Genomic DNA, 8,147 nt, shown 5'->3' on the forward strand with positions numbered 1-8,147 from the left:
AAGATCCCGCCATTCGAGGCCGTATCGGTAAAAGGCCATGGATGCGAGCTTTTTGGTAAGGATGGCATTCCGGTATGCCTGCAGTTCCGGATTGTTCAGAATGTCCATGATCTTCTCCATGCCGAGCCGCCGGATCAGGATACCCGGAATATAGCGCTCCAGGATTTGCCGGACCCGGTCCCCGTCGGCCAGGATCTCCCGGATGCGCTTTTCAAAAACGGCCTGAAGGGTGAAGATCTGTTCGCTCGTCCGCTCCGACAGATCGAAGAGCGGCACCGACGGATCGGTTTCGTGAATCCGGATAAGCATTGCAGTCTCCGCCCGGGCGTTGGCCTCCACCAGCCCCAGGATATCCCGGATCAATGCCCATCGGGTCTCGGCGTCGTCCAACAGGTTCGCCTCGTAATCGTCTCCAAAGAGAAAGCCGGTGAGAACCTCGGAGACGGCGCTGGAAAAAACGCCCCCCTTGTTGGCCGTGGTGTCTTTGATATGCCTGATGCCCGTAGTGGTGGCGATATAGCGTCTGGCAGCGTCGTCAAAGAAGACATTGGCGCCCTCGACGATGAACTTCAACTCCTCGAAGATAGAGAGAAACGGCTTGACATTGCCGCGGTTCACAGTGTCCTTGAATCCCCCGCAGGGGATGAAGGCACGGATATCGGCCTCACGAATGAAACGGCGGTTCGCGGGGTCCGACAGAAAGGTCCTGTGAAACAGGGCGCCGTCCTCCACGACCGTGCCGTCGGGAAGTGGGATGTTTCTGGCCTTCATCGGCACCCGGAATCCGCGGGAACCCAGTTTGTCCACAGGGAAAGCCATGGAGTTGGCTCTGGGGAAGGAATGACGCATGAAGGCAATCTTCGTCAGTTCGCGACGATCGAGCCCGTCAGGATCAAAGAGGATCGATCCGCCGTCGATGACGAGGCAGATCCTGCCCTTGTAACACTGGATCTCGTTGCCCCCGAGATCTCCGTCCGGACCGCCGGTCATCATCAGGTTGAGGTTTTCCTCTGATTCACCGAAGTGCGCCACGAGGGTCCTGAAGGCCCCCATCACGCCGGTGGTGGTCATGCCGCTGGTTTCGATTCGTCCGCCGACGACCTCATAAATGTCGTCCATATTCCGGGTGACGAGGACGGTTTCGCCGTTGATGCAGAGTTCGGTGCCCTGCTCCCGCCGGTCAATAAGGCCAAAAAGATCGCCCCCCTCGATCCGGCCGTAGGTATCGTGGGGGATGCCGAAGCTCTTGCCCGTGGTGAGGGTCCGCCAGTAACGATAGCCCCGCTCCCGGGCGCGAAAGGCCACTGCGTCCATGAAGGGTGCCGTTCCCTCGTCGGGGCCGAAAAACACCATTTCGGGCTTCCCGTAATGGTCGATCACGGCCGAATCCTCCAGGGTCAGATCGAGAATGCCCTCGGTATAGTCGTACAGGGCCGCCATCCCGTGGCCGGCATAGACGGCATGGGGCACCACCACGCCCTTTGAACCGCTTTCACAAATGTCCTTGTGCTTCAACCGCTGGGCCTTTGGCCCCAGGGCATAGTTCAGGAGCACGGCATTGTCGATCTCCGTGGAATAATTGCTCGGCGACACGCGAATGAGGCGAAGCCCTCCACGGGCGATGTCTCCGGCCCTCAGGTGGGTTCCGCAGGCGTAGTGACCGTTCACGTAAAAGATGCCGAACACGAAACGGTCGAACACCAGCGGATCGAGAATCCGGTTGTCAAATCGAAAGGCGAAGGACCGCTTTTCCGGTTTGTAGAAATTGGTCTTCAACGTACACGAGACCATCCTGAACATGAACCTGAAGATATCGTAATTCTGCCAGGCATCCATGAAGCGGGAGGCGATGATTTTGTCGAAGGCCGAGAATTTCTGTTCGAGCACTTCCGGGGTGATTCGGTTTTGAATCCCGGGTTTGAACCTTTGTTCGAAAAGACCGTAGAGGATCTTGATGAGATCCGGATTCTCGAGGGCGGTTTCGAGAATGAGTTTCGAAACGTATGTGGATTTGTTGGCGCCGTGAATCCGTCCGGCAAAAGCCTCCTTGTGATCCTTGCTGACGAGACTCTCCAGAATCTCCCGGTCGGTGGCTTTGTCCCGTTCCTTGTAAATGAACATGTGGGTGAAATCGACAAGATTTCCGGCAAAAAGCATCTCGTCGAAGGTCAGTTTACCGGTCACGTAAAGATCGGTTACGTCACTGACGGCAAAGGCGAGGTAGGCACAGAGATCGGCGACAAGCGCCGCCTCTTTTCTCCGGGAAAGCTCGCCAAGGGCATAGAGGGAACAGATAGAGGACGGCACCGGCAATTTTCTGCAATAGGGCTCCCAATAGGCGCGATTCAGCACCAGGCCGTGATCCTCGAAAAGCTTCCGGAATACCGGGAGCTGGGGTGAAGCGAAATCGCTGTTGAACATCAGACGGGTCTCACCGGTCTCGGGAAGATTGAACACCTCGATGAGGGGCGTCACGGCGCGTTCCGCGGCCTCGAGAAACCGTTCGTAGCGCCGTCGCGTGGGTGCTGGTGTCGCAGTGTAGTCTCCCGCCAGAGAGAACAGGAATCGGGATGTTCCAAAGGAGTCCGGGTCGTAATCCCTGACCGTTTCCGGTCGGATGATGTAGGTGTAATAGTGACTTTCAGGGCAATAGTAATATTCGCGACGATGGCCGGGAATCTGGTCCTCCAGGACCTTTTCCATGCTGTCCCGGGTCTCCTGGGTGGCGATCCTGACCCGTTGGACGTTGTTCTCGCTCTCCAGGTCGAAGTCGACATGGGCCACCCGGCCCACCAGAACCCCCTTGCCGTCCTTGAAGGTGATGCTGGTGGCGATGGATGACAGCATCTGCTTGAGCGCGCCCGCCTTGATGTTTTCAAAGAAATAATTGGGCAAGCCCAGGTCTTCCAGGAGGATTCCCGCCGCCATGTTGATACAGTTGGCGGTGAGAAGTCCCTCGCTGGACAGGTCGATGACGGCCTCATAGAGAACGCTGGGGTCGAGATTGACGCTCTGGGCTTTTTTGATGATGTAGGTTCCCCGGGAAAAAGCGGGGGAACAGCCGGCTTTATGGTCCATGATTCTCCTCGATCGTTTCGGTCTTAACGGACGACTCAGCTTTTCCGTCCGGACCCTAAATTCGGATCCGTTCCGCGCCTGCCAGTCGATCTGCGACATGGGCCCGCCAACCGGCGCCGTCATGGGCATCCGCCAATGCAACAGCCAGGTGCGTCGGGATCACCCGGCGCTGTCGACCCAGGCCGTTCAGGCAGGCCGGGCAGTTGGTCACCAGGCGTGTGCGGCCCGATGCAAAGGATGCATGCGCCGCCAGGCTCTCCCGTTTGCGTTCCAGCATGCGGGCGGCAATGTCCGGCCGGCTCAGGGCAAGTGTTCCGGCTTCGGAACAGCAGTGGGGAACGGAGACGACGCCTTCCGGCGCCAGACGGCGCAGAAGTGCCTCCCCCGTGCCCTCGAGAGAGTCGTGACAAGGGGCATGGTACCAGCACAAGCCCGGGAGCATGACGTCGAAACCGCGCTCCAGAACCCAGCCGGCGACATCGAGCAGCGGGGCATCGAAGATATCGGCGGCGCTCATTCGGATCAGGGTCTCGCGGCAGGTGCCGCAGGAGACAACGCATGCATCGAAATCGAGGTGCCCCAGCATGGAACGGATCTGGTTGAAAATGATGGCGTTGCGGAGTTCCTGCCGTTTGCTGATATCCGTTTTGGCATTGGCACGGGCTGGAAATCCGCAGCAGAGGTATTTCGGCGGCAACACCACGCGGGCCCCGACCTGCAGGAGCAGGTAAATCGATGCCAGGGCGATGTCGGCATGCAACCGCTCGGACCCGCAGCCCGGATAATAGAAAACCGTGGCCGTCGCGGTGTCGGCGGGCGCGACCAAAAGCGCCTGATTCCGGTCATGAGATGGGTAGGCCGCAGGCAGGGGCCGGGGTGCGATGGACGCCACGGGCGCATAGAAAGGCGCCAGGAGGGATCCTTTCCGCCGTCTGTTGCCGCCGCCCATCAGCCGAACCGCCGTCCGCTGCAGTGCGCCGCCCCATTGAAAAACCGTCCGGCGAACCAGGGCGTTGGTCAGCGGCGACCGCGAGGCGAGATATGCAAGGACGATGCGCGTCGGCAGCGGCGATCGCTTGAAGCGACGGTCCGCCAGCACCTCCCGCTCGAGAATGGAGATTTCGGCAGTATCGATATTGACGGGACAAGGGGGCAGGCACTTGTGGCAGAGGGTGCAGTGATCGGCGATCTCCTCCAGCCGGCGCAGCGACCTGAAACCCACGGCGTGGGACCGTTGCGCGTCGTAGAGCAGGGCTTCGATGATCCCCGTCAAGGCCAGGTTTTTGTTCCGCGGATGAAAGAACAGGTTTTCCGCCGGGTAAAAGACGCAACAGCCGGTCTTGCACTTGCCGCAGCGGACGCATTGGGAAATCTTCTCCGCCAGCTGCTCCAGGTGACCGTAGCGCAGTATGCGGGCCTCCAGCTCGATCAGGTTGAAAGATGGGGTGAACACCTGGTTTGCCGTGTCGGGATCGGTCAGCTTTCCCGGGTTGATCAGATCCTCCGGATCGGCCGTCTGCCGGTAAGCCTTGAATGCCGCCATGATATCGGGATCCAGGTGCCGGATTTTGGTGAACCCGATGCCGTGCTCCCCGCTCACCACGCCCCCCAGCGCCACCGCCTTTTCCATGATGACGTCCGCCGTGTCGGCGGCGCGCCGCATCATCTCCCGGTCATTGGCGAACACCGGGATGTTGACATGGACGTTGCCGTCGCCGGCGTGCATGTGAGTGGCGACGACGATACGCCGGTTTCGGATCTCGGCGATATCGCGGTCGATCTCGGCCCGAACCTTGCTGAATCCGCGCAGCAGCTCCGCCATGGCGGCCGCCGCTCCCCGGAGATGCGTCCCCTCCCGCAGGTGTTCCCGGCCGGCCAGATAAACCTGGTCCATGGCCTTCCGAAGGAGTTCTCTTGCCCTGGGCAGTTTCGCCGCCAGCCACTCAGGGTCTTCAATGGGCACGGCCTTCTCCAGGTAGTTGATAAGGTGCCACATGACCTCGACCTGGTTGCTCCGCTCTTCCTCCATATTGAGGGCATCGACAAACTCGGCAAACTCGGCCAGGGCCGAAAGGGGCAGAACGATATCCTCGTTCAGCTTGAACGCATTGGTGCGGGCCGCGATGGCGCCCAGTCGTTTCCGGTCCCGCCAGAAGCGCTCCGCTTCGGCATCGCTCCCCGCTACGGCCATAAATGTATTGGGATAGGCGGAAAGCAGCGTTCTCAACCGTGACAGGCCGTCATTCACCTGTTCGACAGCATGCCCCACGATGTCCACGAGCAGCACGGCCTTGGGGCGTCGACTGCGGGGGGCCTTGGCCTTGTAGTCGATGGCCTGGACGTACTCCTCATCAAAATGCTCGAGGGCCATCAGGGCTTCGCGTCCCTGATTGACAAAGGATCGGGAAATCTCCACGATCACCCGACCCGCCTCGTCCATGTCCTCGCCGAAGAATTCGAGGCACACGGTTCGCTGATGGGGATAGGCGGGATGAAGGATGAAGACCGCCGAGGTAATAACGCCGTCGGTGCCCTCTTTCTGAACGCCCGGGAGGCCCTCCAGGGCCTTGTTGGTGATGTCCTTGCCCAGACCGGGCTTTCTGATCCGGTTGCCGGGAATCGAAATCTGTCGGATCGTTTCTCCGCCGGCGACGTCGGTCACCGAAAAGACAACGGTTTCTTCGGGGTCGATGCGGCGGCCCGTGGGATGGGTGCGCCGAACCTCGATCAGCCGCCCTCCCGGGACCGCCATGCGGAAGCTCAGGAGGTTGTCGATGGCCGTACCCCAGAGCACGGCTTTCTTGCCGCCGGCGTTCTCGGCGATGTTGCCCCCGATGGTACAGGCCCATGCCGAGGTGGGATCGGTGGCAAACACCAGCCCGGCCCCGGCCGCGGCTGTCATGGCGGCCTCCGTGATGACGCCCGCGCCCACGGGAAGGATCGGCAGTCGAAGCGCCTTTCCGTCGGGATCCTCGTAGTTTTCCCAGGCAAGGGCGCCGATACGGTTGAGTTTCTCGGTGTTGATCATGACACAATCGGGAACGACGGGAACGGCGCCACCGGTGAGACCGGTGCCCGCGCCGCGCGGAATCGCCTTCAAACCCAATGCCGATACAGCCTGGAGCAGCATCGGGACCTGGCTTTCCTCGTCGGGGCAGACCACTGCCACAGGCAGGTGAAGCCGCCAGTTGGTGGCGTCGGTGGCATGGGCCATGAGGGTGAAGGGATCGAAAAAAACATTCGCCTCGCCGACAATGGCGCCGAGGCGTCGACGAATGCGATGCCGCATCGCGACAACGGCCGACAGTTCGGCGTCCAGCGCGGAAAGCTTTTGTCGGCACCGATCCAGGACGATATCCAGATCCGGCTCCGGATCGGCGCGATCCATGATGAGTGTCAGGTCCCTGCGGGCCGCCGCCAGAAACCGCCTTCGCCGATCACGATCGTCAATCAGCTCCTGATAAAGGAAGGGATTCCGGTAATGAATGAAGAGGTCTCCGACAAAACGCATCAGGACGCGCCAGGATCTCCCCGTCCGGCGCCTGAAGACCAGCCGCTCCAAGGGGGCCAACACCTCCGCTCCCAGCAACCATGCCAGGATGCGCCTGTCGTCGGCCGATGTGTAATTATATGGAATCTCTCTGTCGGTAATGCTTCCCATTTTCGTTTTTTTGGACCTGATGACCTCTTTAGATATATCGGGATCGCGCGAGGCTCGGCTTGCGGGTGTTGGCCGTCGCACCGTCCACGGCCTTAAATCATGCGGAACGCCGCTATGTCAGTCCCCATAAGGGCCTTGACCGTGACGGCACACGGCCCGGATACCCTGTTCCTATACCAGAGAAGTGCCGTGAACGCACTAGAGAACTGTTTCAGACAATGGGCGAACGGAGCGGGAATGAACGAAGTCCTCCGCGCCGTTATCCCTAGTCGGCGTATATTTTTTGAGGCGTTATCCGTCTTTCGGGGGATACCGGCACGAATGGACATGATCAATCCCGGCTTGCAAGGTGCCGACGTTCCGGGTCGAAGCCGAGGCGGCCTTGGCGGCCCAGGGTTTTTCCGAGGATCGCATCGAAAGCAGCCTGTTTTTGAACCTTCGCTACCAGGGCACGGACACGGCCCTGATGATCCCCCGACCTGCGGGTAATATTTTCGCCAACCTTTTCATGTCCATCGCCGAACAGATGGGCCGGATGCTCCAAAAAACGGCCATCTCGACCAACATCGAGGAGGGCCTCGTTCGTTTTTGAACAGTGGTAGGCTGGAAGTCAGGGATACGGCATGACGCCGGCGGATCACTCCGCTGCGGGACGGTAGGAAGGTTCAGTCGGGATGAGCGGCGTTCGTGCTCCGAAAAGCACGCCGATGGTTCCGGATACACCGGATCATCCGGCATCCAGAACGGCGCTCAAAAAGGCGATGGTGCGTTCATTTTGGGGATTGTCGAATAATTGTTCGGGAGGACCCTGCTCGGCGATCTTGCCCTCGCAGAAGAAGCAGACCCGGTCGGCGATCTCCCTGGCGAATCCCATCTGGTGGGTGACCATCAGCATCGTCAGGTCGTGCTTGTCGTTGAGCTTTCGGATGACCTGGGTCACCTCGCCGATAACCTCCGGGTCCAGGGCAGAGGTCACCTCGTCGAAAAGCATGATCTTGGGCCGCATGGCCAGTGCCCGCGCAATGGCGACCCGCTGCTGCTGGCCTCCGGACAGCCGGGCGGGATACTGATCGATCTTGTCCGCCAGGCCGACCATATCCAACAGGTCCAGGGCCCGCTGCTCGGCCTCGTCCTTTCTCATGCCCAGCACCTGGACCGGCCCCTCGATACAGTTTTCAAGCACCGTCATGTGGGGAAAGAGATTGAAATGCTGGAACACCATGCCGATATTCTCGCGCATTTTACGCAGATAGGATTTGCTTGCCCTGACAAGGCCGCCGTTTTTCGGCATGTGCGTCATCGGGGTTCCGTCGACGTAGATGACGCCCTCATCCACCAGTTCCAGGGCCATCAACATGCGCAATACCGTTGTCTTGCCCGACCCGGAAGGCCCGATGATAGCGACCAT

General features: G+C 60.2%; 4 protein-coding genes. 1 reads left to right on the forward strand and 3 read right to left on the reverse strand.

Annotated features, from left to right (window positions below; all coding sequences use genetic code 11):
- Positions 1-3,078, reverse strand: a 3,078-nt coding sequence (locus AB7S84_RS12910; protein ID WP_428154878.1) for an NAD-glutamate dehydrogenase domain-containing protein, incomplete at its 3' end; no start/stop codon positions are given.
- A gap of 55 nt (positions 3,079-3,133) precedes the next feature.
- Positions 3,134-6,739 carry a DUF3683 domain-containing protein gene (locus tag AB7S84_RS12915; protein ID WP_428154881.1) on the reverse strand — a complete coding sequence of 1,202 codons (3,606 nt, stop codon included), beginning with the start codon at positions 6,737-6,739 and terminating at the stop codon, positions 3,134-3,136.
- Positions 6,740-7,088: 349 nt separating this feature from the next.
- Here AB7S84_RS12915 and AB7S84_RS12920 point away from each other — a divergent pair, with 349 nt between their 5' ends.
- Complete coding sequence (locus tag AB7S84_RS12920) at positions 7,089-7,331, forward strand: hydantoinase B/oxoprolinase family protein (RefSeq protein WP_020877423.1); 243 nt, start codon at positions 7,089-7,091, stop codon at positions 7,329-7,331.
- A gap of 135 nt (positions 7,332-7,466) precedes the next feature.
- Here AB7S84_RS12920 and ehuA read toward each other — a convergent pair.
- Positions 7,467-8,147, reverse strand: a 681-nt coding sequence (gene ehuA, locus AB7S84_RS12925) for an ectoine/hydroxyectoine ABC transporter ATP-binding protein EhuA (RefSeq protein WP_428154883.1), incomplete at its 5' end; no start/stop codon positions are given.

Source organism: Desulfococcus sp. (genome assembly GCF_050178255.1).
Lineage (GTDB): Bacteria > Desulfobacterota > Desulfobacteria > Desulfobacterales > Desulfococcaceae > Desulfococcus > Desulfococcus multivorans.